Raw genomic sequence first — 25,799 nt, forward strand, 5'->3', positions numbered from 1 at the left:
GGCTTGTCGCGCAGTTCCCCGCGCCCCTAAGAGACCTGCCCTTGCCCCTTACACATAGGTCCTGTTCGGTGCCGGGCCCAATGCCTGAGCCACCGCCTCCGCCAAGGGGGCGACCTCTTCTGGCTTGAGGGTTGCGACCGTGATGCGGATGCCCGGTGGGGCGCTCATGCGGAACCGTGCCCCGGGGGCCACCGCCCATCCCGCGTGGAGGAGGCGGGAGACGGCGGCGGTTTCGTCGGGGACCGGGATCCAGACGTTCAGGCCGGTGCGGCCGTGGGCCTCGACGTCGCGTTGTGCGAGTGCGTCGATCAGGAGGTCGCGGCGGGTGCGGTAGGCCGCCGCGACGGCGCGTGTGTCCAGGGCGTCGTCGGCCCACAGCCGTACCACCGCGCGCTGGGTGAGACGGCTGACCCAGCCGGGGCCCAGGCGGTGCCGGCCGCTCACCCGGTCGACGGTGGTGGTGTCCCCGGTGAGGACGGCCAGGCGCAGGTCGGGGCCGTACGCCTTGGCGACCGAGCGCACGAAGGCCCAGTGCCGGGTGGTGCCGGCCAGGGGGTGCAGCGGGAGGTCGACGATGCCGTGGCCGTGGTCGTCCTCGATGAGGAGGATCTCCGGGTGCTCCCGCAGCACGGCGCGCAGGGCACGCGCGCGCGTGGCGGTCACGGCGGCGCCGGTCGGGTTCTGGGCCCGGTCCGTGACGACCAGGGCGCGGGCGCCGGCCGTCAGGGCCTGCTGTACGTCGTCGGGGAGCGGGCCCTCGTCGTCGACGCCCACCGGGGCCGTGCGCAGGCCGAGTGCAGGGACGAGGTCGAGCAGGCTGCCCCATCCGGGGTCCTCCACGGCGACGGTGTCTCCCGGCTTGAGGTGCGCCGCGAGCACGCGCTCGATGGCGTCCAGCGAGCCGGACGCGACCGTCAGCGGTCCGTGCGGCACTCCGTCGGCGTCGAGTTCCGCGCGCGCGATCCGCTCCAGCTCCGGTTCCACAAGGGCGTCTCCGTACAGCACGGGCTCCCGGTCGGCCTGCTCGCCCGCCGCCGCGAACGCCTTCGCCAGCGACGGCAGCAGCGCCGGGTCGGGGTTGCCGTTCGCCACGTCCCGCACCCCCGCCGGCACATCCATCCGGACGTAGTCGCGCCCCGTGGTGGCCGGCTTGGACCGCACCCGGCTGCCCCGGCGCCCGGATGTCTCGATGACTCCGCGCTCCCGCAGGATCCGGTACGCGGACGCGACCGTGTTCGGATTCACTCCCAGCTCGACCGCCAACTCCCTCATCGGCGGCAGCAGTTGACCGGGTTCCAGCCCTCCGGAACCCACCGCGCTCTCGACGCTCGCCGCAATCTCTGCTGCGCGTCGCCCTTCGATCCGATATCCTTCTAGCACAAAGAAGATTATGCACTAGCGCAATGGAGATCGCAATGCAGGGGACCCAGCAGCAGCCGACGTCGCAGCCCGCCGCGTACACGCCGACCGACCGCACCGTCCCCACCCGCTCCGCGGACCGGGCGTCGTACGACAAGGACCTGGTGCACGCGATACTCGACGAGGGTTATGTCTGTCATCTGGGCTTCGTACGGGACGGGGCGCCGGTGGTGCTGCCGACGTTGTACGGGCGGGTCGGCGACCGGCTGTACGTGCACGGTTCGACCGGCTCACGCCCTCTGCGGATGACCGGCCAGGCCGACCCCGGGCTGGCCGTGTGCCTGACCGTCACGCACGTCGACGCGCTGATCCTGGCCCGCTCTGCCTTCCACCACTCGATCAACTACCGGTCCGTGGTGGTGCACGGCATCGCCCACGACGTGACGGACCCCGAGGAGAAGCGGGCGGCCCTGGACGCGCTGGTCGACCACGTCGTAGCGGGCCGGGCGGCCGACTCCCGGCCCGCGAACAAGAAGGAGCTGGCCGCCACCGCCGTGATCCGCCTCGACCTGAACGAGGTCTCCGCCAAGCTCCGCACGGGCGGCGTGAACGACGAGCCCGAGGACCTGGCCCTGCCGCACTGGGCCGGCGTGGTCCCGCTGCGGAAGGGGTACGAAGTCCCGCTGCCCGACGCCGACCTGGCACCCGGCATCGCGCTTCCCGACTACCTGGCGGCGCCGTGATGCTGATCCACCCCTGGGACGCGCCCCGCGACGACGCCGAGTGGCAGCAGTGGCTCGGCAGGCACGACTTCGGGCAGCTCGCCGTCAACGGCCTGCCGGGCGAGCCGCCCCACGTCCAGCCGCTCCACTTCGCCTACGACCCCGGGCACGCCGAGGTCGTCACACACCTCGCCCGCCCCAACCCCCTGTGGCCCGCGCTGGAGGCGAACCCGGACGTACTGCTGAGCGTGGTCGACGACTACGTGTTCGTCCCCGGCCCCTGGCAGGCCCCGCCCACCGGCCCGTCCGAGCACGGCACTCCGACGAGTTTCTACGCGGCGGTCCAACTCCGCTGTACGGCCCATGTGGTGGACGATCCGGCCGAGAAGGCCGGCCTCCTCAATCGCCAGGTCGGCCACTTCCAGCCCGAGGGCGGTTCCGCGTCGGTGTCGGTGGGCGAGGCGCCGTACGGCAGGCTGCTCTCGGGCATCCGCGGGCTGCGGCTCGAAGTGGTCGACGTACGGGCGAAGTTCAAGTACGCCAGTCACAGGCCGGAGGAGGTCCAGGACCGGATCGTGGCGGGACTCGAGGCACGTGGCGGTGCCCGGGACGCGGCGGCCCGGGAGCACCAGCTGCGCCGGCGCGGGGTGTGGTCGGCGGTTCGGTGAGCCGTGGGACGGGTGCGGGGTCCGGTGGGCGGGCCCAGACCCCGGGCTCACACCGGCACCGGGTCCTCCGCCGCCGCGCCGCGCGCCTCCGACAGCGCCAGGCCCGCCACCGAGCCCAGCATCAGCAGCGTGCCCACCAGGGTGGCCGGAGTGAGCCGTTCGCCGAGCAGGGCGACTGCCAGGACCGTCGCGCCGACCGGTTCAAGGAGCATGATCACGGAAACGGTGGCCGACCGGACGACGGCAGCGCCCGCGAAGTAGAGGCCGTAGGCGAGGGCGGTGGGGACGGTGGCGAGGTAGGCCAGCAGCCACAGGGTCTGGGCGGGACGGGCCGTGTGCGGGACGATCCCCTCGGCCAGGGCGAACGGCAGCAGGCAGAGGCTGGTGACCGCGAACGCGCCCACCGACGTACTCGACGCGTCCACCGCACCGTTCAGGCCCCACCAGCGCGTCAGCAGGGTCATCACGCTGTACCCGGCCGCGGACAGCAGGGCGCACAGCACACCCGACGGGCGTACGGTCGCTCCGTCGTCACCGAGGACCAGCACTCCCAGGCCCGCCAGGGCCCCGGCGACAGCGGCCAGGCCGCCGCGGCCGAGCCGCTCCCCCATGGTCCGACGGGCGCCCAGCGCGATGAGCACGGGACCGGCGCCGAGCGTGACGACGGTGGCGACGGCAAGGCCGGTGGCGGACACGGCCGCGAAGTAGGCCGTCTGGAACACGGCGAGCCCGACGCCGGTGACACCGACCCGCAGCGCCCTGCGTCGGAGCGGCTCGCGTACGGCGGTCCGCACGCGCGGACGCAGCAGGCGGGCGGCGAGCAGCAGGACGAGGCCGGCCGCGCAGCGCCAGAAGGAGAGGGCCGCGCAGCCCATGTCACTGGACCGGTGGATCAGGGAGGCGGCCGCGCCCGCGGTGCCCCAGGCGGCACCGGCGACGATCAGACAGAACAGGCCTCGCCCGACGGGCAGGCCGATAGCAGCATTCGACACGTGTGGTCTCCGCAGAGTGCAGAAGCTCGGAGGGGCCCGGGGTCACCGGGGCCGTGGACCTCTTCTGCGGGCAGCACCGCGCCGCCCGGCACCAGGCCGGGCGTGGATTCCGGAGGGCCCGCCTCAGGCGGCCGGAGGCGGAAGAACGAGGGCGTTCGAATGCATGATCAGCAGCCTAGGCGGCGCTTTCGCGGGACGACAACTCCCTTTCCGGGCCGCCGCTCGCCACCGGCTCCGGGGAACCCTTTGCGGGTGCCGACGACTGGGCGATGAACGCTCCCACCAGGACGACGGCACCGCCGACGATCTGCGGCGCCGACAGGTGCTCGCCCAGCAGCACCCAGGCCAGCACCGTCGCCACGACCGCTTCGAGACAGGCCACGACGCCCGCGACCTGCGGCGAGAGCCGGCGCACCGACAGCACGCCGGTGACGTAGGCGAGGACGGTGGCGACGAGCACGATCCAGGCCAGCAGGGCGAAGGCGGCGACCGGGGTGCCGTTCATCCGGGCCGTGCCGGTCAGGACCGACCAGTCCAGGTTCCAGGGGCGGGCCACCGCGGTCAGGACGAGGGCGCCGATCAGCAGGCCGTAGGCGATGACGCCGAGCGGGTCGGGGGCGTCGTCGCCGGCGTCGCTGCCCTGGTCGGACAGGACGAAGTAGCCGACCTGGCAGCAGGCGGCGCCGAGTGCGAGCAGCAGGCCGACGGCGTCGAAGCTCAGCCCCGACCAGACCTCGACGACGCAGGCGAGCCCGCCGGCCGCAAGGACCACGCCGAGCGCTGCGGCGCGGGTCACCGGCCGCCGCTGCACGAACCGCACCCAGCCCAGGACCAGGGCGGGCGCGAGGTACTCGACGAGCAGCGCGACCCCGACGGGTATGCGGGAGATCGCGGCGAAGTAGCAGGCCTGCACACCGGCCACGGCGAGCAGGCCGAAGCCGACGAGCAGCGCCGGGCGGCGGCGCAGCAGCGCGCGGTGGCGCACGGCGACCGGCAGCATCACCAGGGCGGCGCCCGCGACGCGCAGCCACACCACGTGGAGCGGGTCGAGTCCCGCCTCGATCAGCGGCTTCGCCGCGACTCCGGATCCTCCGAAGGCGACCGCGGACCCGAGGGCGAGGCCGAGCCCGACGCTCTTGCCGCGGCCGCCCTGGCTGCTCTCAGACGTGTGCACGGGCACATGATGACAGGCGAGGACATGAGCGTCACCCCCGATGACACCTGTCTCAGCGGCTGGACCACCTCGAGCGCGCGAGCCGGTGCTCGATGCGCGTGAGCACGGCGCCCGTTTCGATGCCGGCCCGGTCCAGCACCTCGACGGCCCGGGCCTGCGGGTCGACGACGATCGCCGCGAGGAGGTCGATGCCGTGGGCCGGTTCGGTGCCGCGGGCGGCGGCGAGCCGGCAGGCGTGGCCCATCGCACCCGCGGCCAGCGGGGAGAAGCCCTCGGCCTGCGCCACCACGGGTACGGCGCCGGAGTCCTCGACGGAGCCCTGCCAGCGCAGGCCGTAGCCGATGCTGCGCTGCACCAGGTAGCCGAGCAGCCGGGCGATCTCGGGCCCGTCGTCGAAGACGGCCCGTACCTCGGGGTCGTGCTCCAGGAGCGAGTGCAGCAGATGGGCCGTGTCGATCTGCCGGTCCCCGTCGCGCACCGCCCGGCGGCGGGCAGCCGAGACCACCGCTGTCAGCTCGGCACTGAGCCTGGCATCGTTGTCCAAGCGGGGGCCGAGGGCCTGCTCGCCGGCCGACTGCCGGGGGATACGGGGTTGCACATCCCCTAGCCCATCAACCTCTTCGCCTCCGGTCATCCCCGAGGGGGAGCATCTTGGCGTCCCACGGGGAGTGGACTCGGCGGGCCGCAATCTCCTCCTTACGGATGAGATCTGGCCGTTCTGCCTGCAGGGGCGCGCGCCGTGTTGCCGTGCGCCTCGCGTGCAACCACAGCGCCCCGTGGCACGTCCAACACTTGCGTGGAAAGCAGGTGCTGGCTGGTGTCCCTGCCGGCAGTCGACGGCAGGCAGTACGTGTACCGGGTGTACGCCCCGGAGGACGCACTGCCCGCCGACCTGTTCTGGGACGCCTGGCACTGCCACGACGAGAGCGCCTTCCCGCGCGCATGGGATCTCTTCGACGCCGCGGTGATTCGCCGGGTCGGCTGAGCCGCCTCCACAATTCCTGACGGTTCATCAGTATTGAATGTTGCGACCCCTGAGGTTACTTTCCGCGACACCACAGCCCGATACGAAGAGGTGGTCGCATGCCCGAAATCAACGCGGAAGCACGGATCGAGGCGCCGGCCGAGAAGGTGTGGGCACAGCTCACGGACTGGCCCGCGTACGGCGAGTGGAACGCCACCCACACCAGCTTTCCGCAGGGCGGCCCGGCGGCGCTCGAAGTGGGCGGGACCTTCCAGGAGAACATGAAGCTGATGGGCTTCCCGGCCGAGGTCGAGTGGACGATCGCGGAACTGGAACCGGCCAGGCTCTTCGTCATCAAGGGCAAGGGCCCGATGGCCGTGAGCCTGGCCACGCGCTACACCCTGACCCCTGACGGCGATGCCACGAAGGTCCGCATCGACGGCGAGTTCACGGGCGCCGCGGTCACTCTGATGGCGGGCAAGCTGAAGGACTCGGGAACGGCCGCCCTGAACGAATCACTGCGAAAGCTCGCCGGGCTGGTGTCCTGAACGCCGGAAACAGGAAGGCGCCCCGCGGACCACTCCGCGGGGCGCCTTCGTCGCCGTAGGGCCGTCAGCCCTCGTCGGCGAGGATCAGGTACAGCTTCTTGCGGGCTTCGTTGATGACTGTCAGCGCCTTCTCGCGCTGCTCCTTGCTGCCGGTCTTCCAGACCTGGCCGAAGGCCTCCATCAGACCGAAGCCGGCCTGGCGGATCTCACCGAGCGCCTCGAAGTCGATGCCGCGGGAGGCTTCCTCCCAGGGCGCGTCCGGGCCCTCGTCGGCCGCGGTACGGCCGGACTCGGTGAGCGAGAAGAGCTTCTTGCCGCCCTCGCTCGCGCTGGTGATCAGGCCCTCGTCCTCCAGCAGCTGGAGGGTGGGGTACACCGAACCGGGGCTGGGCTTCCACGCCCCGCCACTGCGCTCGGCGATCTCCTGGATCATCTCGTAACCGTGCATGGGCCGGTCCTTCAGCAGGGCCAGGATCGACGCCCTTACGTCGCCTCGCCGTGCCCTGCCCCTCGGTCCGCCGCGCCCTCGCGGGCCCCAGGGGCCCGGGCCGAAGCCGGGTCCGCCGAAACCGAAGCCGGGGCCGGGACCGCCGCCGGGTCCACCCGGCCCGAAGGGGCCGAAGGCGCCGCGGCGACCCTCGAAACCACCCCGACCGCGGGGGCCGGGTCCACCGTGTCCACGTTCGAATCCATGGGAACGCATCGCAATCACTCCATTCCATCGTTGATCTGTCGCGATGCGTCAACGATATATCGGAACTGTTCGGGTGGCAAGGCCCGGCGGAAATTCGGGCAGGGACAGGTGTCCTGTGCCACCGAACCTTGAGCGATTGTCACCGAACTCTGGCCACTGGGCAGTTCGTGTCAGCGAAGTTTGACCGCCTGGGAAAAGCGCAGGTCGGGGCCCCATCCTCGGGGCTCGTGAAGGCGTGGACGCTCCCCGGCCAAGGTTCGGTGACACAGCTGTGCCGGTGCTCTCCGCACGCGACTGCATCCTTTGGCCTACTGCGTTTTCGGCCCTGTGGAGGACGATCTTGCGGCACCGCTGCGAGAAGGTTGATCCGTGCGAACAACCATCGGATACACCGCCGAAAGCATCGGTTACGTCGTAGGAGCCCAGGGGCTTGTCAGCTTCGTTTCGCAGACCTTCTTCGGTACAGAGTGGGGCTGGATGCACAAGGTCGTCGACCTTCCGTCCACCGCTTACCTCGGCATGGTCGCCGTGGGGCTGGCGCTCATCGTCGGCGGGGTGAAGGCACGGAAGACGCCCCAGCGCCAGAAGGTCGCCTGACCGGCGGGCCTTTCAGTCCGTGAGCTGTGTCACCGAACCTCGACCGATGTCATCGAAGTTTGACTGACCACGAAATCCCTGGTCAGAGGCGGTGCACTCCAGCCTGTCCAGAGGGAGACCCGCCGGACTCAGCTTCCCCGCGCTGCAGTACCAGGGAGCGTTCACGCCTTCATGAGCCCCGAGGATGGGGCCCTGACCTGTGCTTTCCCAGGCGGTCAAACTTCGGTGACATTCGCTCAAGGTTCGATGGCACAGGACAACAGGGCCCGGCCCCAGGTCAGAGCCGGGCCCGTGCGGGCTCAGTGGCCGCGGAAGGCCTCCTCCAGCCACCAGGAACCGTGCTCGCGGGTCACCTTGGCGTCGATGAGCAGGGGTGCCGAGCGCGGCCCGGCGACCCAGTCCTGCACCGCCTTGAGGTCGGCGGGCGTACGGACGGTCACCGCCTCGAAGCCGTAGCCGCGGGCCACGGCGGCGATGTCCGTCTCCGGGAAGGTGACAGTGTCGAGCGGGAAGCCGTCGGGGCCGAAGTGGTGCACCTCGGCCCCGTAGGCCTCGTCGTTGTAGACGACGACCACCATCGGCAGGCCGAGCCGGCGCACGGTGTCGAGTTCCACGGCGCTCATCAGCGCGCCGCCGTCGCCGAGGGCGGCCACCGGAAGCCGGTCGGGCCGGGCGAGGGCGGCGCCGATCGTGGTGGCGAGGCCCAGGCCGATCGACTGGAAGGCCTGGGTGAAGCAGAACCCGTTGTGGTCCGGTACGGAGAGATACGCGCTCGGGTAGCCCATGAAGTTGCCCGAGTCGACGCCGACGACCCGCTCGGCGGGGAGGATGTCGTCCAGCGCGATGCTCAGCGTCCGCGGGTCGATCCGCTCGCGGGTGCCCTCGTCCTCGTACGGCACGTCCCGCCACCGCGCCCGCGCGGCGAGGGCGGCGCCGACGTCGGACGTCCGGTAGCCCTCGCGGCCTTCGCCGGCAGCCTCCAGGGCCCTTCGTGCCGTGAGTTCCACGTCTCCGGTGACGCCGAGGTCGATCCGCCTGTGCGCGCCGAGCGCCTCGCGGTCGTCGTCGACCTGGACGACGCTCGCGTCCGCGCCGATCAGGCTGCCGTGCCGCATGGTCCACATGTTCAGTGCGCAGCCCCAGCCGACGATCAGGTCCGCGCCCTGGATCAGTTCGGCCGCCAGTGGGGAGGCGAAGCCGCCGGACACGTCGAGCGACCAGGGGTTTCCGTGGAACAGCCCGCGGGCGACGGCGGAGGTCGCGAGCAGGGCGCCATGGCGGTCGGCGAGCGCGGACAGGGCGTCGCGGGCGGCGGGGGTGCGGGCGCCGCGGCCGGCCACGAAGACCGGGCGCTCCGCGCGTTCCAGCACTCGTACCAGATCCGCCACCGCGGTCCGCGACGGCTCGGCCCGCTCCGGTTCGGGCAGCGGTACGGCTTTCAGGGACACACCGGCGGGCACGTCGAGGGCCTGCACCTCCAGGGGGAGGTTGAGGAGCACGGTGCGCCGTTCGTGCCGGGCCCGGCGCAGCGCGGCGAGGGCCTGTTCGACGGCGTCGTGCGCGGTGGTGACACGTGCGCTGACGGCGCCGACGGAGTGCGCCAACACCGCTTGGTCGATACGGAAGTTGGACCGCTGTGCGGTCGCCTCGGCGGCCAGTACGAGCAGCGGTGTACGGCTCTTGGCGGCCTCGGTGATGCCGGTCAGGGCGTTGGTCAGGCCGGGCCCCTGGTGGACGCTGAGTGCGGCCACCGCCCCGCTCGTGCGGGCGTACGCGTCGGCCATGGTCGCCGCGCCGCCCTCGTGCCGGGCGGCCACGAACCGTGCGCCCGCCGCCACCATGGCGTTGGTCAGATGGAAGTTGCCCGAGCCGACCACGCCGAAGACATGGTCGACCTCCGACGCGGCCAGTGCCCGCCCGACGGCTTCGGCGACCTTCACGACCGCTCCACCAGGGCGAGTACGCGTGCGGGGGCGCCGGAGCCCGAGACGATGGGCAGCGGTCCCGCGACGACGACGGCGCCGGTCGAGGGCAAAGACCCGAGGTTCTGCAGCTGGGTCAGCCCGTACTTGTCGGCGCCCAGGAGGTAGGAGTGGCAGGGGAAGGCCGGGTCGAAGGAGTGCGCCCGCCCCGCGTCCGTGCCCACCGTCTCCGTGCCCAGGCCGATCACCGGGGACTCCTCGGCCACCCAGCGGGCGCACTCCGCTGACAGGCCGGGCGTGTGCGGGCCGTTCTCGTCGGCGTTGAGGAACGCCTCCTGCGACTGCGAGCGGGCGTCCCAGCCGGTGCGCAGCAGCAGCCAACCCCCTTCGGGCAGGGGCCCGTTGTCGGCCTCCCAGGCCTTGATGTGCTCCACCTCCACCAGGAAGTCGGGATCCTTGGCGGCATGGTCGGAGAAGTCCAGTACGACCGCCGGGGCGATCAGACGCCCCGCCGGTACCGAGGCGACATCGGCGAGGTCCCTTCCGGTGACCCAGTGGACCGGGGCGTCGAAGTGGGTGCCGGTGTGCTCACCGCTGCGGAAGTTGTTCCAGTACCAGGCCGGCCCCCGGTCGTCGTACCGGCTGATCTCCTCCAGTTCGAAGACCTGGGTCTGGCCGAACTCGGGCGGCAGCTGGATCACCGGTGTGGTCGACGACAGCGGCGACGTGAGGTCGACGACTTCGATCGATCCACTCCGCAGCCCGGCGAGCAGGGCGGCGAGCACGGACGGCTGGGACATGACGGCCTCCTGGGCAAAGGCTGAACGGTCAACAACAGCGTGTCAGCCGAGGGCCGCTTCGCTAAGGCGCGCGGCCCGGAAATCGGTCCACCGTCCCCGAATTGGACTTGGTGGGAGGCTCCACCCCGCCCTAGCGTCGAAGCCATGCGAATCCGAATCGTCGACGCCTTCACCGACCGCCCCTTCGCCGGCAACCCCGCCGGTGTCCTGCTTCTCGACGCCTTCCCCGATGACGAGCGGCTGCAGAAGATCGCCCTGGAGGTCAACCACGCCGAGACGGCGTTCGCGCACCGGCTGCCCGAGGGCGCGGAGGCCGACTGGGCGCTGCGCTGGTTCACACCCGCGACCGAGGTCAACATGTGCGGGCACGCGACCCTTGCCACGGCCCACGTCCTGCACACGACCGGCGCCCACCAGGGCGCGGTGCGCTTCGCCACCCGCAGCGGCGTCCTGGTCGCCACACCCCAGGAGGACGGCTCGATCACCCTGGACTTCCCGACGGCGCCGCTCACCGAGGTCGAGGTCCCGGCCGGGGTCGCCGAGGCACTGGGCGCCGAGCCGCGCGCCGCCTTCGACACCGGGCCGAACGTGGGCGACCTGGTCCTCGAACTCGCCGACGAGAAGACGATCCACGCCCTCACCCCGGACCACAAGGCGCTCGCCGCCTACTCCGAGCGCGGGATCATCGCCACCGCCCGCGCCGAGGACCCGACGCGGGGCTACGACTTCGTCTCCCGCTGCTTCTTCCCGAACGTCGGCATCGACGAGGACCCGGTCACCGGCAGCGCCCACACGGCGCTCGCCCCCTTCTGGTCCGAGCGCCTCGGCCGCCCCGACCTCACCGGCCTGCAGGCCTCGCCCCGCTCCGGCCGCGTCCGCACGCAGCTGCGCGGCGACCGCACCCTGCTGAGCGGGCGCGCGGTCACGGTCATCGAGGGCGAGCTGCTCACCTAGAGAGCCAGGCTGCCGGCGGGCTACGCCGTCGGCAGCCAGCCCACCTTCCCGGCCAGCAGTGCGTACCCCACGAACGCCCCGATGTCGAGCAGGGAATGCGCCACCACCAGGGGCCCCACCCGACCCCAGCGCCGGTACAGGTACACGAACACCACACCCATCACCATGTTGCCGACGAAGCCGCCGATGCCCTGGTAGAGGTGGTACGAGCCGCGCAGTACGGAACTGGCCACCAGGGCGGTGCCCGGCGTCCAGCCCAACTGGCCCAGCCGGCGCAGCAGATAGCCGACGACGACGACCTCCTCGAGGATCGCGTTCTGCAGCGCCGAGAGGATCAGCACGGGGTACTTCCACCACACGTCGGGCAGCGCCTCCGGCACCACCGTGAGGTTGAAGCCCAGCCCGCGTGCGGCCAGGTAGAAGGCGATTCCGGTGCTGCCGATCACCGCCGCGATCCCGGCGCCACGGCCCAGGTCGAACCAGGGCCGGGTGCGGTCGAAGCCGATCGTGCGCAGGCTCCGCCCCTCCCGCAGCAGCAGGTGCGCGACCAGTGCGACGGGCACCAGCGCCGTCGCGATCCCGAACAGCTGCCAGGCGAGATCCAGCCAGGGGCGGCCCGGCGCGGCCGAGGCGTTGAGGGTGGCCGCCTGCTCCTTGAGCCCCCCTGGTTTCGTGACCGATCCGACAAAGCTGATCAGGGCGGACAGACCACTCGCACCGAGCGAAAGCCCCAGAACGAGCAGCGTCTCGTCACGGAGAATCCGTCGCGAGAGCCGCTCCGGCGGAAAAGAATCGGCCACCGGGCCCGCCTCTGCCTGCACACCTGCCTCCAGTTGAGTAATCCAGCCTCATCCCCACCGCCGCCCCGCTAGGGTCTCGAAAGCAATTACGAAAATCGTGCGCTTGGCCGTCAGGGGGGACGGACGCCGTACGGGGCGTACCTCCCCTTTGCATGCCATACGGCCGTCGTCCGGCACGAGGTTCAACAGGGAGGGGCACCACCGTCATGGGACGTCACAGCTTGCCCGATCAGTATGGGGCGGGCGGCAGCGACCCCCGTCCACGGGCGCGGCGCCGCACGGTGGCCGTTGCGACGGTGCTCGTCCTCACCGTCGCGGGCGGCACGGCGGGCGCGGTCAAGAGCGGGCTGCTGTCGTTCGGCTCCTCGTGCCAGGACGACCCGGTGCGCCTCGAACTCGCCGCCTCGCCGGATATCGCCCCGGCCCTCACGGACGCTGCAAAACAGGCCCGGCGCAGCAACATCACTTCCGACGGACGCTGTGTCGCGGTCACGGTGACCGCACGCGACTCGTACAAGGTCGCGGACGCTCTCGCCGCGGGCAAGAAGCCCGGCGTGCAGCTGTGGGTGCCGGACTCGGACCTGTGGATCGACCGGATCACGGCGGACAACGGCCCGATCGACGTGACTCCGGTGGGCGCGGTCGCCTCGACACCGATCGGCGTGGCCATGGTGCCCGCGGCCGCGAAGTCGCTGGGGTGGCCGAAGAAGACGTACAGCTGGATCGACCTGGTCGGCGCCACCATGCAGGACAAATCGGTCAGGCTCGGCGCGGCCGACCCCGCGCGCAGCGCCACCGGGCTGCTCGCCCTCACCCAACTCGGCGCCGCCGCCGCCACTCTCAGGGGCGGCGACACCCAGGCCGCGGCCATGATGAAGACGCTGTCGCAGCGCACCTCGGACACGGACAGCCAGGTCGTGGACACACTGCCCCGTGACTCCTCGGGCACCGAGCTGGGCAACCCGAAGCGGAACCAGGCGCTGGTCCTGTCCGAGCAGGCGGCGTACGCGTACAACTCCTCGGCCGACAGCGGCGCCGGCGTGGACATGTTCTACCCGAAGGACGGCTCGCCCCGGCTCGACTACCCGTTCGCGACGGTCGACGAGCTGACGACCGACGAGAGCCGGGCCGCGCTGCGGTTCATCAACTACCTGCGGCAGCCGGCGCAGCTCCGGCTGCTGCAGAAGTACGGCTTCCGCACCTCCGACGAAGAGGCGCCGCAGGCCTTGGTCGCCGAGGCGGGCGGCAGCAGCCCGCAGCCGTACGCCGAGCCCGCACCCCAGCCGGCCTCGGACGCCGCGCTCCAGGAGACCCTCGGCACCTGGACGATCACCGTGCAGAGCGCCCGCCTCACCACGATCGTGGACGCCTCGTCGTCCATGTCCCAGCCGGTGCCGGGGACCGGCCAGTCGCGCATGGACGTCACCAAGGGGTCCCTGCTGCAGGCCCTCGCCACCTTCACGCCCGAGGACGAGATCGGCCTGTGGGAGTTCTCCACGAAGCTGGACGGCGCCAAGGACTACCGCATCCTGGTGCCGACCGAGCGGCTCGGCGACCAGAAGGGCAGCGGCACCCAGCGCGACCGGCTCTCGGCGGCGTTCAGCGCCCTCGAGCCCGTCTCAGGCGGGGCCACCGGGCTGTACGACACCACACTCGCCGCATACAAGGCGGCGACCTCGTCGTACGTCAAGGGGAAGTTCAACGCGCTGGTCATCCTGACCGACGGCGTCAACCAGGACCCGGGCAGCATCTCCCGCTCCGAGCTCATCACCCAGCTGCAGAAACTCACCGACCCCGCGCGCCCGGTGCCGCTCATCATGATCGCCGTGGGCCCCGACGCCGACCGCCAGGAGGCCGACGAGATCGCCGAGGCAACCGGCGGTTCGGGCCAGTCGGTCAGCAACCCTTCACAGATCCAGTCGGTGATGTTGAAGGCAATAGTGGCGGCGGGGTCGAGGGGCGACGACTGAGCGGGGCGCGAAATCCCCCAGGGTTCGGCAGCGCCCCGCAAGGGGCGCGGGGCTGCATCGATATGCGGCTCCGCCGCGCGGGCGCGACCAGCCACGACGGCGCCGCAGACAAACGACGCCCCATCGCGGCCCATCCCGCGGAGCGCGTCTCACACCACCGGTACCGGCTCCGGCAGCCCCACCGGCCACGTGTGCACCGGCTCACCCAGGTGCATCAGCTCGCCGTACCTCCGGGTCGTGGCCGCCAGTGCGGCATCCCGTGAGAGCCCCGTCTCCAGGGCCCGGTGGAAGGTCGCCGCCTGCCAGGTCGCGCCGTTGACCCGGCGCCGGCAGCGCTCGTCGATGACGCCCAGGTAGAGGTCCCGGTCGGCGGGTTCGACGCCCCAAGCGTCCAGGCCCGCCTCGGCGAGCGGCAACAGTTCGTCGCGTACGAGGCTGACCGCGTCGACCTGCGTGGTGCCGCCGTAGCGTCCCCGCCGCGGCCACTCGAGGCGGGCGTCGATGCCGTGCTTGCAGGCGGCGTCGAAGTTGGCGGTGGCCGCTTCGAAGGACAGCCGGGTCCACACGGGCCGCGACTCCTCGGCGAGGGCGCGGACGAGGCCGTAGTAGAAGGCCGCGTTGGCGATGACGTCGGTGACGGTGGGCCCGGCGGGCAGGACGCGGTTCTCGACGCGCAGGTGCGGGACGCCGTCGGCGATGCCGTAGACCGGGCGGTTCCAGCGGTACACCGTGCCGTTGTGCAGGACGAGTTCGGCGAGTTTGGGGATGCCGCCCGCGTCGAGGACGTCGAGGGGGTCCTCCGCGTCGCAGATCGGAAGCAGGGCCGGGTAGTAGCGCAGGTTCTCCGCGAAGAGGTCGTGGGCGGAGGAGATCCAGCGCTCTCCGAACCAGGTGCGCGGGCGCACCCCCTGGGCCTGCAGCTCCGGCGGGCGGGTGTCGGTGGACTGCTGGAACAGCGGGGGCCTGGACTCGCGCCACAGCTCGCGGCCGAACAGGAAGGGCGAGTTGGCGCCCACGGCGATCTGGGCGGCGGCGACGGCCTGCGCGGCGTTCCAGACGTCGGCGAAGCGGCCCGGGGTGACCTGGAGGTGCAGTTGTACGGAGGTACAGGCGGCTTCCGGCGCTATGGACTTCGAGGTGCAGGTGAGGTGCTCCACTCCGTCGATGTCGAGGGCGAAGTCCTCGCCGCGGGCGGCCACGATCTGCTCGTTGAGCAGGGCGTAGCGGTCGACGTCGGAGAGGTTGGAGGAGACCAGGTCGTCCCGGTCGAGGGTCGGCAGAATGCCGATCATCACGATTCCCGCGTCGAGCTCCCCCGCTTTTCGGTGGGCATATGCCAGCGAGGTCCTCAGTTCCTCCGCGAGCCGGTCGAATACCCGCCCACCCAATCGATGTGGGGCTATGTTGACTTCCAGATTGAACATGGCGAGTTCTGTTTGGAAATCACGGCTAGCGATCCGCTCGAGGACCTGCGCATTGAGCATTTTCGGCATGCCGTCGCCACCGGCCAGATTCAGTTCGATCTCCAACCCCATGAGGTTCTTCGGGCGATCGAACCGCTTCTCGTCCAGGAGCCGCTCCAGTCCCGTCAGACACCTGCGGAGCTTGTCGCGGTAGTGCTGCCGATCGGACAGGTCGAACCGCCCTGCCACGACCTTCTCCCCCATCGAAGCGTCCCTCCTCGAATGAGCGGCCCGAAGATCCGGCCGCCCGGTGTCGGGGTCACGTGGGATGATGCCCAGCCGCGGCGATCGATAACGTCCCCGCGCGGGGACGTCGCCCGCTACTCTGGTGCACGTGACCGGTGGCACATTCACCGGGCATGGAGCACGGCGCAGTTTCGGGCCGTCGACGAACTCGTGAAAAACGCCGACGAGAATTGGCCGACCGCTTCCCGGATATTTTCCGAGGTCATCGGCGTAAGGCCGGACCGGAACCGGGATGATTCCCACGTATCGCCGACCGGATACGCCCTTGTCGAGTACACCGGAAACGACTAGACGAAACACCGTCTGAACACATGTCGTATAAACTCCGCGAACAAGACAGAGGGTTGGCGCCCGCGGTCATGGAACCTGCCGTCGAGGTGACGTGCGGCAGGCCTCACCCACACTCCTCGTTCCCAGGCCCCGGCCCCCGCCCCTCTGGCCCCGTGAGCAGACAGCGCCGTCCGCCCCCGCCCTCGCGCCACCGTGCCTGTCGAATGAGAGGCGACCCACCATGCCGCTGCATGTCCCCCCGGCTCCCGCGCCCGCCCTTCGCACCGTCCTGACCGCACTCGGTTCCCCCACCGCGGTCCGCGAGGCCCGAACTCCCTCCCTGCTGCGCTCCCAGGGCCCCGCCACACCCGAACTCCCGCTGCCCGTACACGTACTGGACCGGCTGACCCCCGCGGGCGCGTCCGCCACCCGGCTGGCCGGGTGGCGCTTCCTGATCCGCTGCGGCGAGCGCTCGGTGGCCGCCGCCGACACCATGCTGACCCCTGACGGCTGGGCCTTCTCGCACTTCTTCGAAGGCCCCTACATCGCCTCCACCGAGCGCGCCCTGCGCCAGGCCGAGACGATGAACCAGCCCTACCAGCCGCGCCTGCTCTCGGTGCCGAGCCTGTACATGCTCACGCTGTGGCTGCACGGCGACTGCACCGCGGACGGTGCCACCGGCCAGCCCGCCGCCACGGACCTGCTCGTCCCGCTGGCGCCGGCGCCGCCCGGTATCGCGGCCCACCGCCCGCACCGCGTCGCCGAGCTGCTCCCGGTCCTGACCCATCGGGTGACTCCCGTCCCACTGCTGGGCTCGCCCGCCTGATCACCGCCCGTCGCCACACCTTTCGTACCCCGCCCCGGAATTCCGGGTAGCGGGGTACGAGGCTTTTCCGCTCGACAATACGCTCGTACGAGCAGCCAATTGCTCGTACGAGCCGAAATAGGCGCCCGACCGGTAAGGACTAGCCCCATCCGGCCACCGAGAACCACCCGAAGTGACAGTACGGTTGGACTGAACCGTCCGTGCGGGGGATGCGTCCTCAACCTGTGAGAAGCGGTGCTGCGAAATCCCTGCGGATTGACGCCCGTGGGGCAACACTGGGACTGGACCGATTTATCACTACGGGGGGCGGCCATGAACGGAGCTTCAAGCCGCGGGACAGACAAGACAGCCATCTCACACATCACGACAGAGCGAAAGATCCCATCAATGTGCCAGCACCAGCCACCGTGTCCGACAGCCCACTCAGCCGACCGGGAATCCGCCCGACTTGTGGCGCACCACCCGGAGCAGGGATGGAGCCTGCTGTGCAACGGCGTTCTGCTCTTCGAGGACACCGGTGAGCTCCTGCCCGACGGCCAGATCATCGCGCCGCACCGCCCGCTGGGCGCCGGCCAGGTGATGACGGCCGCCTGAGCAGTGCCGGGCGGTGCGCCACACCGCCCGGAGACTTGAGGGGCCGGTCGCAAAGACACGCTGCGAACCGGCCCCGACGCATGTCCGGAGGCGATCACTGCGCGTAGTTCCGTGTGCGTAATGCGGTCATCGCTTTTCATCGGCCTTCATCGAATTTGATCTTCTTCCACAGACTTCCATCGACTTTCATCGACCTCCGTCGACGCGATCTCCGTTCCCATGGGCGCCCGCTTTCCGGAAGACTTCTGGAAGTTTCGAGGTACGCCTCGACGGAGGTGGGGGAATTGCCGGCAGACGACCTCGACAGCTCCTGGGCGGTGGAGATCATCCGCGGCGTCGAGGAGGTCGCGATGCGGTGGGGGGGCGGCACCCCCGGCGCCCTGACCGGGGGTACCGGACCCCGGCGGTGCTCCCCACTGCACCGCCGGGGCGTTCTCTACTTGCCGCCCAGCGCCTGCCTGATCGCGAAGTAGGCCGGCTTGGGCTGCAGTTGCTCGTCCCACGGGAGCGCGGCGCCCTCGCCCGGGAAGAACGCCGGGATCCATGAGTACTTGTCGGTGTAGTCCCACACCGTGATGCCGACACACCGCCGCACCGCGAGACATGCCTCGGTCAGGTCCCGGTACCACTGCGCCTGCGTCGCCGGCTTCTCCCCGTCCGCGGGAAGCAGCATCCGTACGTCGACCTCGGTGAGCGCGGTGTCGAGGCCGAGCCCGGAGAAGCGGCGCAGGTTGTCCTCCAGAGTGGTCGGATAGCCGTACTGGAGGGCCAGATGGGCCTGGAGGCCGATGCCGTCGAGCGGGACGTGCTGTGCCTTGAGGTCCTTGGCCAGCTGGTAGTAGGCGTCGCTCTTCGGGCCGACCGCCTCGATGTTGTAGTCGTTGAGATAGAGCTTGGCGTGCGGGTCTGCCTGGTGGGCCCAGCGCAGGGCGTCGGCGATGTAGCCCGGGCCGAGCGTCTTGTACCAGAGGGTCTCGCGGTAGGTGCCGTCCTCGTTGAACGCCTCGTTGACGACGTCCCAGGAGTAGACCTTGCCGCGATAGTGCCGTACCTCCGTCTGGATGTGATTCTTCAGTACGGCCCGCAGCTCGTCGGCCGTCCACGCGCGGCTGGTGAGCCAGCTCGGCAGTTGGCTGTGCCAGACGAGGGTGTGGGCGCGGACCCGCTGGTGGTTCTTGCGGGCCAGGTTCACGATCGCGTCGCCGTTCGTCCAGTCGAAGACGCCCTGTTGGGGCTCGGTGGCGTACCACTTCATGCCGTTGCCGGGCGTGATCATGTCGAACTCGCTGCCGAGCAGGGCCGTGTAGGCGGTGTCGGTGAGTTCGGGGTTGTCGGTGGCACTGCCGAAGTAGCGGCCGTGGCGCTGGGCGAGTTCCGCGAGCGTCGGCTGCTTCTGGTTCGCCTGGGCCGCGGGGCCGGTGGCGATGCCGGCGGCCACGAGGACCGCGGCGAGGGCGCCGGCGAGTCTGAGGCGGGTGCTGGTCCTGGGCATGGTGCGACTCCTCACTGTCGGACGCGTCGGATGCGTCGGATGCCGGGTGGGGTCGTACGTCCGCGGAGCGCGCGTCATCCCTTCGTCGCGCCGGCGGTGAGGCCGCCCACGAGCTGCCGCTCGGCGACCGAGTAGAAGGCGAGGGCGGGAACCATCGCGAGGACGAGATAGGCGAAGACGCGGGCGTAGTCCGCCGAGTACTGGCCCTGGAACTGCTGGACGCCGATCGGCAGGGTCCACCACGTGTTGTCGGTGAACACCAGCAGCGGCAGGAAGAAGTTGTTCCAGCTGGTGACCACGGCGAGTACCGAGACCGTGCCCAGCGCGGGCCGCGCCATCGGCAGCAGCACCCGCCAGAAGAACCCGAAGGAGCTGCAGCCGTCGAGGGTGGCCGCCTCCTCCAGCTCGCCGGGGATCTGCCGGAAGAAGCCGCGCAGGATGATGATCGTCATCGGCAGTCCGTAGGCGGCCTGCGGGAGGATCACGCCCAGCGGGTTGTCGAGCAGGTCGAGGTAGCGCAGCAGCAGGAACAGCGGCAGCGCGGCCACCGCGAAGGGGAACATCAGCCCTATCGTGAAGAAGGTGAACAGCAACTCCCGCCCGCGGAAGGCGAACCGGGCGAAGGAGAAGGCCGCGAGCGCGGACACGGCGACCACGAGCACGGTCGTCGCCACGGCGATCAGCGTGCTGTTGCCGACCAGCCGCCAGAAGTCCCCGGAGCCGAGGATGCCGGTGTAGTTGCCGGTCAGCCAGTGCTCGGGCAGCCCGAAGGGGTTTCGGGACAGCTCGTCGGTGGACTTGAAGCCGGAGAGTGCGGCGTACACCACGGGCACGACCATCACCGCGCCGACGGCCACGAGGACCACGTGCAGCGGCAGAGTGCGTACGGTCTTGCGGCTCACTTGCCGTCCCCCCTCATCGTCGTGGTGGCCCCTTCGAGGTCGCGGCGGAGCACGAACCGCTGGTAGGCGAGGGCGAAGACGAGGCAGATGCCGAACATGACCACGCTGATCGCGCTGGCGTAGCCGACCTGGTAGCGCTTGAAGCCGTACTGGAACATGGTCACGGCCATCGTCTCGGAGTGATGGTCGGGCCCGCCCTGGGTGACCACCCACACCAGGTCGAAGAGCTGGATCGACCCGATGACCGACAGGAAGATGCTGATGCGCAGGGTGGGCGCGAGCAGCGGCAGGGTGACATTGCGGAACCGCTGCCAGGGCCCGGCGCCGTCGATCAGCGCCGCCTCGGTCAACTCGGCCGGGATGGACTGGAGTCCGGCCAGGTAGAGCATCATGTGGAAGCCGAAGTACTTCCACATCATGACCAGGAACAGGGTCGCCATGACGTAGGACGGATCAGCGAACCACTCCCCGCCCAGGCCGTCGAGGCCAACGGCGCCCAGGATGTGGTCTGCGAGTCCGTCGTCCGGGGCGAAGACCATGCTGAACAGGACGCCGGTGATCGCCTCGGACAGGACGTACGGTGCGAAGAACAGCATCCGGTACACGGCCCGGCCGCGCAGCCGCTGGTTGAGCGCCACGGCCATGGCCAGGGCGAACGGCAGCTGCAGCGCGAGCGACAGCACGACCAGGAGCAGGCAGCGCCACAGGTCGCCCAGGAAGACGGGGTCCTGGAAGAGCCGGGTGAAGTTGTCGGTGCCGGCGTAGTCGGAGGGCATGCCGAAGCCGCCCCAGCGGAAGAAGGCCGCGTACAGCGCGAACAGCATGGGCAGCAGGACCAGCCCGATGAACAGCACCAGGGCGGGCACCTGGAAGCCGACCGCGGTGAGCCAGTTCAGCAGGCGCCGCCGGGCCCGCCCCCGCGCGAAGTCCGCGGCGGGAGGCGGGAGTTCGACGCCCGGGCCGCTCCGCTTGTCCGGAAGGAACGTGGAGGACGTGGAGGACGTGGAGGTCATCGCCGGTTACTGCTCTTCCTTCGCGATCTTCGTGATCGACTGCGTGACCTGCTCGGGGGACTTGGAGCCGGCGATGAGCGCGGCGACGCTGTCGTTGACCTCCTGGCCGACGGCGGGGGCGTACGCCTGGTCGAGGAAGAGCTGGAAGCCGGTGGCAGCCTTCAACTGGGCTTGTACGGCCTTGATGTTGGGGTCGGAGAGGGCGCTGTCCGCAGCCGGGACGACCGGGATGGTGCCGGTCTTCTTCACCAGTTCGACGTCGGTGGACTCGGAAGCGAAGAACTTCAGGAAGTCGACGGCCGCCTGCGGAGCACCCTTGCGCAGGGCGTGTCCGCCGCCACCGCCGAACACCTCGGTGATCGCGCCCTTCCCGCCCTCGACGGCGGGGAACGGGAAGAAGCCGAGGTTCTTGCCGAGTCCCTTGCCGGCGTCGGCCTCCACGCTCGGGGCCCACTGGCCCATCAGCTCCATGGCTGCCTTGCCGTTGCCGACGGTCGCGGCCTGTCCGGTGGGCGTGGAGTAGGCGGCGCCGAGGAACCCCTTCTGGAAGGGCTGGAGTTGGACCAGGTCCTTGAGGTGCTGTCCCGCCTGGACGAGCCCGGGGGCGGTGAAGTCCTTGTCGTCACTGGCCTTCTGGAGCGCGTCGATGCCGGCGGTGCGCATCGCGAGGTAGGCCCAGTAGTACATCCCGGGCCACTTCTCCTTGCCGGCCAGGGCGAGCGGGGTGATGCCCTTGGCCTTCAGCTTCTGCACGGCGTCGAGGAAGCCGCTCCAGGTGGTCGGAGGCGCGCTGATACCGGCCTGCTTGAAGAGCGCCTTGTTGTACCAGAAGCCGATCATGCCGATGTCGAACGGGATGGCGTACGTCTTGTCGTCGAGGATGTACGGCTTCTTCGCGACCGGCAGCAGGCCGTCGGCCCACGGCTTGGTCTTGTCGGTGAGGTCCTCGACGAGCCCGGCGTCGACCTGCTGCTTGAGGACGCCGCCGCCCCAGGTGTGGAAGATGTCGGGGAGCTTCCCGGAGGCGGTCAGCGCCGTCATCTTCGACTTGTAGGCGTCGTTCTCGAGCTGGACGATCTTTACCTTGACCTTGGGGTTCTGGGCCTCGAACTTCTTGGCCAGACCGGCCCAGACGGTCTTCGCAGGCTCGGTGGTGGAGATGTTCCACCACTCGATGGTGGTCGTCCCGTCCGACGACCCTCCGCCCGAGTCTCCGCCGCACCCGCTCAGTGCCGTCATGCCCAGACCGGCCGCGGCGGAGGCCGCCAGGAAGCCGCGGCGGGACAGTGCCCGGTCGCCCATTTTGCGCTCCTTGGGTAGGGACGGCGCGTCCACGACCGTCCGCTGGGACCGAAAGTTTCGGAGATGATCCTGAAAGCTGCGTTGTTGCCGCACCCTAGAGACAGCTCCCAAACGGTGGCAACCCCTTGTACGCAGTGAATCTGCGGGCAACTTCCACGGCACCCCCGGGCATTGACGCCCGCGCCACCCTCTGCCGAGGAGGCGATCGTGTCGGGGCCGAGGTCGCCCATTGCACACCGACAGGCTGCAGCACAGGTCACTCCCGCCTGCACAAGCGAAACATTCGGGCCTGCTGGCGAACATTACGGAGCTCGCGGAGCGCCGCGTTCACCCGCTGAACGGCTTGGTGATGTAGTCGTCGGCGCCCGCGTCGAGCGCGGCGACCTTCTCGTCCGAGGCCTGGCGTGCGGAGAGCACCAGCACCGGGACCCGGCTCCCGCCGCGCAGGGCCTTGAGGACGTCGACGCCGTCCATGTCGGGCAGCCCGAGGTCGAGTCCGATGTCCGGGCCGCCGAGCCTCCCTTGCGTGTTCTTCGTGTCGAATCCGGCCTCTTTGACCCGTCCTTGACGGGGGTGCGACCCGGGCAACGGACGGCTCTCGCTGCGGCGCCGTCAAGAAGGAACGCGGAGCCGTATGGGTCCCGTCAAGGTCCATTCCTCCCGCGACGTACGGTCTCTACCGTCTGGCGTATGGGACACCGCGACGACGCGCGCCGACACGGATCCAGGACCTCCGAATCCAGCACGTCCGCACCGGAATCCGGCCCCGTGGTCCACGATCGCCGCTGGGCGGGGGATCTGATCAGCGCGATGCGCTGCGCGGCCGTACTCCTGGGCCTGCTGTTCCTGATCGACTGGGGTGCGGACACCCTGTCCCCGCGGCGCGGTGCGCTGTGGTCCACGCTCGCCGTCCTGCTCTTCCTCCTGCTCTGCCCCGACCGGGTCCGCGCCGGCCAGGGCTGGCTGACCTCGCGCCGACTGCTGCGCACCCGGAGGATCCGCACCGACCTGCTGGTCTCGGTGCGCTGCCTCGACGGGATCACCCAGCGCCTGGTGCTCCGGGACGCCTTCGGCGAGCGCGTCGAACTCGACCCCCGGGTGCTCGTCCACAATCCCGACCTCTGGCACCGGTTGCACGAGGACGCCCGGAAGTCCCTGGCCCTGGGCACCCTGCTGTGCGGGACCACCGCGCTGGACCGGGTCTCGGAGCGGGTCGAGCGCGAGACGGCCGAGACGGTGTTCAGGGTCTCCGACCTGAAGTGACGCTCCCCGAGCCGCAGTTGGAGCCCTTTGTTCGCAGGCTGTCACTGCCGCCGGTCCGCCGGATGCGGCTGCACGCCCGTCATCAGGATGTCCAGGCCGCGCCGCGTCGTCGCGAGGACGACTCGGTCGCCCGCCCCCAGAACCCGGCCCTGCTCCGGACGCCAGTCGAAGCCCGTGCGGTCGGGGCGCGGTCCGGGGAGGCCGTCCGCGGCCGCCGACACGGGCAGCGGCCCGGTGGCGGTCCCTACGGCCAGCACCCGCCATTCGTTCTCCCGGAACGCCTCGTGCACGGAGCGCCCCTCCAGCTCGGGATGCCCGGCCACGTCCACGCAGGTGAACAGCAGCGAGCCCCGCTCCACCGGCATCACCCCCAGCACATGGCGGCCCATCATCGCGGCGGCGAACGAGGGCGCGGCCAGCGCGGAAACGCTTCTGCTCCGGGTCAGGGCGTCCGGGTAGGAGGCGCGCAGGGTGCGCTGGACGGTGGCCGCGAAGGCGTCGTCGTACAGCCGCGTCACCACCCGCAGGGCGGGGTTCGTCTCCCGGACCGCCATGACGATGTCGAGGTTCTGGCCGTCGTCGCGGGTCAGGACGAGCAGCGAGCCGCTCTGCCGGATGCGGGCCAGTTCGAGTACGCCCGGGGCCGTGGCGTCCTCCAGTATCAGCGGTACGCCGAGCTGGCGGGCGAGGGCGACGCCGCGGGCGTGCGGATCGCGCTCGATGGCCACCACCTGGTGGTCGGTGGCGCGCAGCCGGGCCAGCACCCGGGTGCCGACCATGCCCAGGCCGACCAGGACGATGTGGCCGCTGACGTCGTCCTCGGGCGGATGGCTCGCCGAGGCGGTGCGGAAGGCCTCCGTGGCGTTCATGGTCGCGGCGACGACGAGCGGGAGTACGGCCAACCCCACGAAACCGGCGAGGAGTTGGAGCACTCGGCGGGCCACCGACTCCTCGGTGGCCGGGTCGCCCATGGTGAAGATGTCCAGCATCGGCAGATAGAAGTTCTTCCACCACGGGTGCTCGTCCGCGAAGAGCGCGGTGGCGGTCGCGAGCGCGAGGACGACTGCCGTCAACGCACCGTAGACGGCGGCGAGTTGATGGGAGAGGAAGACCTTCCACGGCAGGTGGGCGAGGCGCGCCCGCAGCCACCGGCGAGGGTGGAAGCGACGGGCGCGGGCGGCTGTTTCGGAGGCGAGGTGGGTGACCTCCTCCAGCATCAGCCGGCCATGCGTGAACTGCCGGTGGCGGGCGGTCCGGTTGTCGGGCAGCAGCTGGGTGCCGTCCTCACCGGGCGTCTCGGCGCTGTCCTGGCTGGCCGGGTCGTCCTGGTGGGCACCGGACAGGACCGCCAGGGTGGCCAGGTCGGTGCCGTTCGACGGGGACCCCGCGGGCCTTACGGCGCCGCGGAACACCTTGCCCTCGACCTGGAGGGTGTGCCCGTGGCCCACGGCGGCCGCCGCGACGAGCTCCGGTACGGCGGTGTCGGCGTCGGAGAGCACCGTGGTGGAGGTGTCCTGGGCGAGGTCGTCGCACAGTCCCGCCGCCCGGTCCAGCAGCCGCTCCAGATGACGGCCGCGCTCGCGGTTGAACATCCGGACGACCAGCCGCACCGAGGGGTTGACGGTCCGGGCGAGCAGCGCCGCGGTCATGTTGACCTGGTCGTCCCGGTAGGTCAGGGCGAGCGCGGCGGCCCGCTCGACGCCCGCCGCCCGCAGGGCCCGCTCGTCGGGACGTGCGGAGATGTGCAGTTCGACCGGCGAGTCCGGGTCGTCGTGCAGCGCGGCGATCTCCGCGCCGCGCTCGTCGCTCGCGGACGGCAGCACGACTGTGACGATCTCGCCGCACACGGCGTCCAGTTCGACGGCGAGCCGGTGCGCGAGTGCGTCGTCGCCGCAGATCACCATGTGCTGCGATCTCTGGCCGGGCTCGGGGCAGGTGGGGAGAGTTGACGTCACAAGAGGCTGAACGGTGCGAGTGACAAGGGCTGTTCCGGCCGGGAGCCGTACATGATCCAAGAATTCGTCAAGAACATGCCAATAACGGTCACCACCTGTACCGCATCGGCCGGCGTCAGCCGTTCTGCCCGGCCCGCGTCAGTGCCTGTTCACAGGCTCCCAGCCCTTCCGCACCGGCCCCGCCCGAGGTAGTGGCCGTTGCCGTAGGCGCGCAGCTCGATCTCGCCCTCGGGCCGGCCGCTCGGGTCCACGTCCCAGGGCCGGGAGCCCACGGTCAGGCCACCGTCCGGCCGGAGGCGGGGCGGGCGG

24 protein-coding genes and 1 pseudogene are annotated in these 25,799 nt (G+C 70.7%); 10 read left to right on the plus strand and 15 right to left on the minus strand.

The genetic code is table 11. The features are described from left to right. Window positions 1-48 precede the first annotated feature (48 nt). Window positions 49-1,380 (minus strand): aminotransferase class I/II-fold pyridoxal phosphate-dependent enzyme, encoded by a 1,332-nt coding sequence (locus ACFY10_RS45825; RefSeq protein WP_390671318.1) that lies wholly within the window; start codon window positions 1,378-1,380, stop codon window positions 49-51. A gap of 35 nt (window positions 1,381-1,415) precedes the next feature. Between ACFY10_RS45825 and ACFY10_RS45830 the strand changes: the two genes are divergently transcribed. Then, window positions 1,416-2,102: a pyridoxamine 5'-phosphate oxidase family protein gene (locus ACFY10_RS45830; protein WP_390671364.1), complete on the plus strand. Its 687-nt coding sequence runs from the start codon at window positions 1,416-1,418 to the stop codon at window positions 2,100-2,102. After that, entirely contained in the window at window positions 2,102-2,749 is a 648-nt protein-coding gene (locus tag ACFY10_RS45835; protein ID WP_390671319.1) for an FMN-binding negative transcriptional regulator, read from the plus strand. Before ACFY10_RS45830 ends, ACFY10_RS45835 begins: the two co-directional genes overlap by 1 nt. Before the next feature lie 47 nt (window positions 2,750-2,796). Here ACFY10_RS45835 and ACFY10_RS45840 read toward each other — a convergent pair whose 3' ends face one another. The 3 genes from ACFY10_RS45840 to ACFY10_RS45850 form a co-directional block, all read right to left on the minus strand. Continuing rightward, entirely contained in the window at window positions 2,797-3,741 is a 945-nt protein-coding gene (locus ACFY10_RS45840; protein ID WP_390671320.1) for a DMT family transporter, read from the minus strand. 175 nt (window positions 3,742-3,916) lie between these two features. After that, the gene (locus ACFY10_RS45845; RefSeq protein ID WP_390671321.1) at window positions 3,917-4,921 is read right to left on the minus strand and encodes a DMT family transporter; all 1,005 of its coding nucleotides are present in this window, start codon (window positions 4,919-4,921) and stop codon (window positions 3,917-3,919) included. A 46-nt stretch (window positions 4,922-4,967) separates the two neighbouring features. Beyond that, the gene (locus ACFY10_RS45850) at window positions 4,968-5,513 is read right to left on the minus strand and encodes a Clp protease N-terminal domain-containing protein (RefSeq protein WP_390671322.1); all 546 of its coding nucleotides are present in this window, start codon (window positions 5,511-5,513) and stop codon (window positions 4,968-4,970) included. Window positions 5,514-5,732: 219 nt separating this feature from the next. On the opposite strand from ACFY10_RS45850, the gene ACFY10_RS45855 reads away from it, so the two are divergent. Both ACFY10_RS45855 and ACFY10_RS45860 read left to right on the plus strand, forming a co-directional pair. Next, the gene (locus tag ACFY10_RS45855; RefSeq protein ID WP_390671323.1) at window positions 5,733-5,900 is read left to right on the plus strand and encodes a hypothetical protein; all 168 of its coding nucleotides are present in this window, start codon (window positions 5,733-5,735) and stop codon (window positions 5,898-5,900) included. A 98-nt stretch (window positions 5,901-5,998) separates the two neighbouring features. Beyond that, a complete protein-coding gene (locus ACFY10_RS45860; protein WP_390671324.1) occupies window positions 5,999-6,427 on the plus strand; it encodes an SRPBCC family protein in 429 nt (142 codons plus the stop codon). A gap of 64 nt (window positions 6,428-6,491) precedes the next feature. Here the strand turns inward: ACFY10_RS45860 and ACFY10_RS45865 are convergent, their stop codons facing one another. After that, on the minus strand, window positions 6,492-7,130 hold the full coding sequence (locus ACFY10_RS45865; protein WP_390671325.1) for a PadR family transcriptional regulator: 639 nt from the start codon (window positions 7,128-7,130) through the stop codon (window positions 6,492-6,494). 360 nt (window positions 7,131-7,490) lie between these two features. Between ACFY10_RS45865 and ACFY10_RS45870 the strand changes: the two genes are divergently transcribed. Continuing rightward, window positions 7,491-7,718: a hypothetical protein gene (locus tag ACFY10_RS45870; RefSeq protein WP_390671326.1), complete on the plus strand. Its 228-nt coding sequence runs from the start codon at window positions 7,491-7,493 to the stop codon at window positions 7,716-7,718. Window positions 7,719-8,017: 299 nt separating this feature from the next. On the opposite strand, the gene ACFY10_RS45875 is transcribed toward ACFY10_RS45870, so the two are convergent. Both ACFY10_RS45875 and ACFY10_RS45880 read right to left on the minus strand, forming a co-directional pair. After that, window positions 8,018-9,658 (minus strand): thiamine pyrophosphate-binding protein, encoded by a 1,641-nt coding sequence (locus tag ACFY10_RS45875; protein ID WP_390671327.1) that lies wholly within the window; start codon window positions 9,656-9,658, stop codon window positions 8,018-8,020. Continuing rightward, entirely contained in the window at window positions 9,655-10,440 is a 786-nt protein-coding gene (locus tag ACFY10_RS45880) for a cyclase family protein (protein ID WP_390671328.1), read from the minus strand. The genes ACFY10_RS45875 and ACFY10_RS45880 overlap by 4 nt, the downstream gene beginning before the upstream one ends. A gap of 144 nt (window positions 10,441-10,584) precedes the next feature. On the opposite strand from ACFY10_RS45880, the gene ACFY10_RS45885 reads away from it, so the two are divergent. Beyond that, entirely contained in the window at window positions 10,585-11,394 is an 810-nt protein-coding gene (locus tag ACFY10_RS45885) for a PhzF family phenazine biosynthesis protein (protein WP_390671329.1), read from the plus strand. 20 nt (window positions 11,395-11,414) lie between these two features. Here the strand turns inward: ACFY10_RS45885 and ACFY10_RS45890 are convergent, their stop codons facing one another. Continuing rightward, on the minus strand, window positions 11,415-12,215 hold the full coding sequence (locus ACFY10_RS45890) for a CPBP family intramembrane glutamic endopeptidase (RefSeq protein WP_390671330.1): 801 nt from the start codon (window positions 12,213-12,215) through the stop codon (window positions 11,415-11,417). Between the two features lie 185 nt (window positions 12,216-12,400). Here ACFY10_RS45890 and ACFY10_RS45895 point away from each other — a divergent pair, with 185 nt between their 5' ends. Then, window positions 12,401-14,164 carry a substrate-binding and VWA domain-containing protein gene (locus ACFY10_RS45895; RefSeq protein WP_390671331.1) on the plus strand — a complete coding sequence of 588 codons (1,764 nt, stop codon included), beginning with the start codon at window positions 12,401-12,403 and terminating at the stop codon, window positions 14,162-14,164. Window positions 14,165-14,313: 149 nt separating this feature from the next. On the opposite strand, the gene ACFY10_RS45900 is transcribed toward ACFY10_RS45895, so the two are convergent. Next, window positions 14,314-15,831 (minus strand): glutamate-cysteine ligase family protein, encoded by a 1,518-nt coding sequence (locus ACFY10_RS45900; protein WP_390671332.1) that lies wholly within the window; start codon window positions 15,829-15,831, stop codon window positions 14,314-14,316. A gap of 553 nt (window positions 15,832-16,384) precedes the next feature. On the opposite strand from ACFY10_RS45900, the gene ACFY10_RS45905 reads away from it, so the two are divergent. Together ACFY10_RS45905 and ACFY10_RS45910 are read left to right on the plus strand one after the other, a co-directional pair. Continuing rightward, a complete protein-coding gene (locus ACFY10_RS45905) occupies window positions 16,385-16,969 on the plus strand; it encodes a hypothetical protein (protein ID WP_390671333.1) in 585 nt (194 codons plus the stop codon). Between the two features lie 387 nt (window positions 16,970-17,356). Continuing rightward, window positions 17,357-17,563, plus strand: coding sequence for a DUF5999 family protein (locus ACFY10_RS45910; protein ID WP_115913979.1), 207 nt, complete (start codon window positions 17,357-17,359; stop codon window positions 17,561-17,563). Window positions 17,564-17,999: 436 nt separating this feature from the next. On the opposite strand, the gene ACFY10_RS45915 is transcribed toward ACFY10_RS45910, so the two are convergent. The 5 genes and pseudogenes from ACFY10_RS45915 to ACFY10_RS45935 form a co-directional block, all read right to left on the minus strand. After that, window positions 18,000-19,055 (minus strand): endo-1,4-beta-xylanase, encoded by a 1,056-nt coding sequence (locus ACFY10_RS45915; RefSeq protein WP_390671334.1) that lies wholly within the window; start codon window positions 19,053-19,055, stop codon window positions 18,000-18,002. A 74-nt stretch (window positions 19,056-19,129) separates the two neighbouring features. Continuing rightward, entirely contained in the window at window positions 19,130-19,894 is a 765-nt protein-coding gene (locus tag ACFY10_RS45920) for a carbohydrate ABC transporter permease (RefSeq protein ID WP_390671365.1), read from the minus strand. Window positions 19,895-19,953: 59 nt separating this feature from the next. Then, window positions 19,954-20,970, minus strand: coding sequence for a carbohydrate ABC transporter permease (locus ACFY10_RS45925; RefSeq protein WP_390671335.1), 1,017 nt, complete (start codon window positions 20,968-20,970; stop codon window positions 19,954-19,956). Window positions 20,971-20,976: 6 nt separating this feature from the next. Continuing rightward, window positions 20,977-22,272 (minus strand): extracellular solute-binding protein, encoded by a 1,296-nt coding sequence (locus tag ACFY10_RS45930; RefSeq protein ID WP_390671336.1) that lies wholly within the window; start codon window positions 22,270-22,272, stop codon window positions 20,977-20,979. A 336-nt stretch (window positions 22,273-22,608) separates the two neighbouring features. Continuing rightward, window positions 22,609-22,779, minus strand: a pseudogene (locus ACFY10_RS45935) (response regulator); the annotation flags it as partial. A gap of 183 nt (window positions 22,780-22,962) precedes the next feature. On the opposite strand from ACFY10_RS45935, the gene ACFY10_RS45940 reads away from it, so the two are divergent. Further along, window positions 22,963-23,535 carry a hypothetical protein gene (locus ACFY10_RS45940; protein ID WP_390671337.1) on the plus strand — a complete coding sequence of 191 codons (573 nt, stop codon included), beginning with the start codon at window positions 22,963-22,965 and terminating at the stop codon, window positions 23,533-23,535. Between the two features lie 41 nt (window positions 23,536-23,576). On the opposite strand, the gene ACFY10_RS45945 is transcribed toward ACFY10_RS45940, so the two are convergent. Further along, entirely contained in the window at window positions 23,577-25,439 is a 1,863-nt protein-coding gene (locus tag ACFY10_RS45945) for an NAD-binding protein (RefSeq protein ID WP_390671338.1), read from the minus strand. Between the last annotated feature and the right edge of the window lie 360 nt (window positions 25,440-25,799).

Source organism: Streptomyces sp. NPDC001401 (assembly GCF_042895385.1).
Classification (GTDB): Bacteria; Actinomycetota; Actinomycetes; order Streptomycetales; family Streptomycetaceae; genus Streptomyces.

Excerpts from the sequence above, each read along its gene's own strand:
- ACFY10_RS45945 (WP_390671338.1), bottom strand. The coding sequence starts at position 25,439 with ATGGTGATCTGCGGCGACGACGCACTCGCGCACCGGCTCGCCGTCGAA.
- ACFY10_RS45865 (WP_390671325.1), bottom strand. The coding sequence starts at position 7,130 with ATGCGTTCCCATGGATTCGAACGTGGACACGGTGGACCCGGCCCCCGC.
- ACFY10_RS45940 (WP_390671337.1), top strand. The coding sequence starts at position 22,963 with ATGGGACACCGCGACGACGCGCGCCGACACGGATCCAGGACCTCCGAA.
- ACFY10_RS45915 (WP_390671334.1), bottom strand. The coding sequence starts at position 19,055 with ATGCCCAGGACCAGCACCCGCCTCAGACTCGCCGGCGCCCTCGCCGCG.
- ACFY10_RS45930 (WP_390671336.1), bottom strand. The coding sequence starts at position 22,272 with ATGGGCGACCGGGCACTGTCCCGCCGCGGCTTCCTGGCGGCCTCCGCC.
- ACFY10_RS45895 (WP_390671331.1), top strand. The coding sequence starts at position 12,401 with ATGGGACGTCACAGCTTGCCCGATCAGTATGGGGCGGGCGGCAGCGAC.
- ACFY10_RS45920 (WP_390671365.1), bottom strand. The coding sequence starts at position 19,894 with ATGGTCGTGCCCGTGGTGTACGCCGCACTCTCCGGCTTCAAGTCCACC.
- ACFY10_RS45860 (WP_390671324.1), top strand. The coding sequence starts at position 5,999 with ATGCCCGAAATCAACGCGGAAGCACGGATCGAGGCGCCGGCCGAGAAG.
- ACFY10_RS45880 (WP_390671328.1), bottom strand. The coding sequence starts at position 10,440 with ATGTCCCAGCCGTCCGTGCTCGCCGCCCTGCTCGCCGGGCTGCGGAGT.
- ACFY10_RS45925 (WP_390671335.1), bottom strand. The coding sequence starts at position 20,970 with ATGACCTCCACGTCCTCCACGTCCTCCACGTTCCTTCCGGACAAGCGG.
- ACFY10_RS45900 (WP_390671332.1), bottom strand. The coding sequence starts at position 15,831 with ATGGGGGAGAAGGTCGTGGCAGGGCGGTTCGACCTGTCCGATCGGCAG.
- ACFY10_RS45905 (WP_390671333.1), top strand. The coding sequence starts at position 16,385 with ATGCCGCTGCATGTCCCCCCGGCTCCCGCGCCCGCCCTTCGCACCGTC.
- ACFY10_RS45885 (WP_390671329.1), top strand. The coding sequence starts at position 10,585 with ATGCGAATCCGAATCGTCGACGCCTTCACCGACCGCCCCTTCGCCGGC.
- ACFY10_RS45910 (WP_115913979.1), top strand. The coding sequence starts at position 17,357 with ATGTGCCAGCACCAGCCACCGTGTCCGACAGCCCACTCAGCCGACCGG.
- ACFY10_RS45830 (WP_390671364.1), top strand. The coding sequence starts at position 1,416 with ATGCAGGGGACCCAGCAGCAGCCGACGTCGCAGCCCGCCGCGTACACG.
- ACFY10_RS45835 (WP_390671319.1), top strand. The coding sequence starts at position 2,102 with ATGCTGATCCACCCCTGGGACGCGCCCCGCGACGACGCCGAGTGGCAG.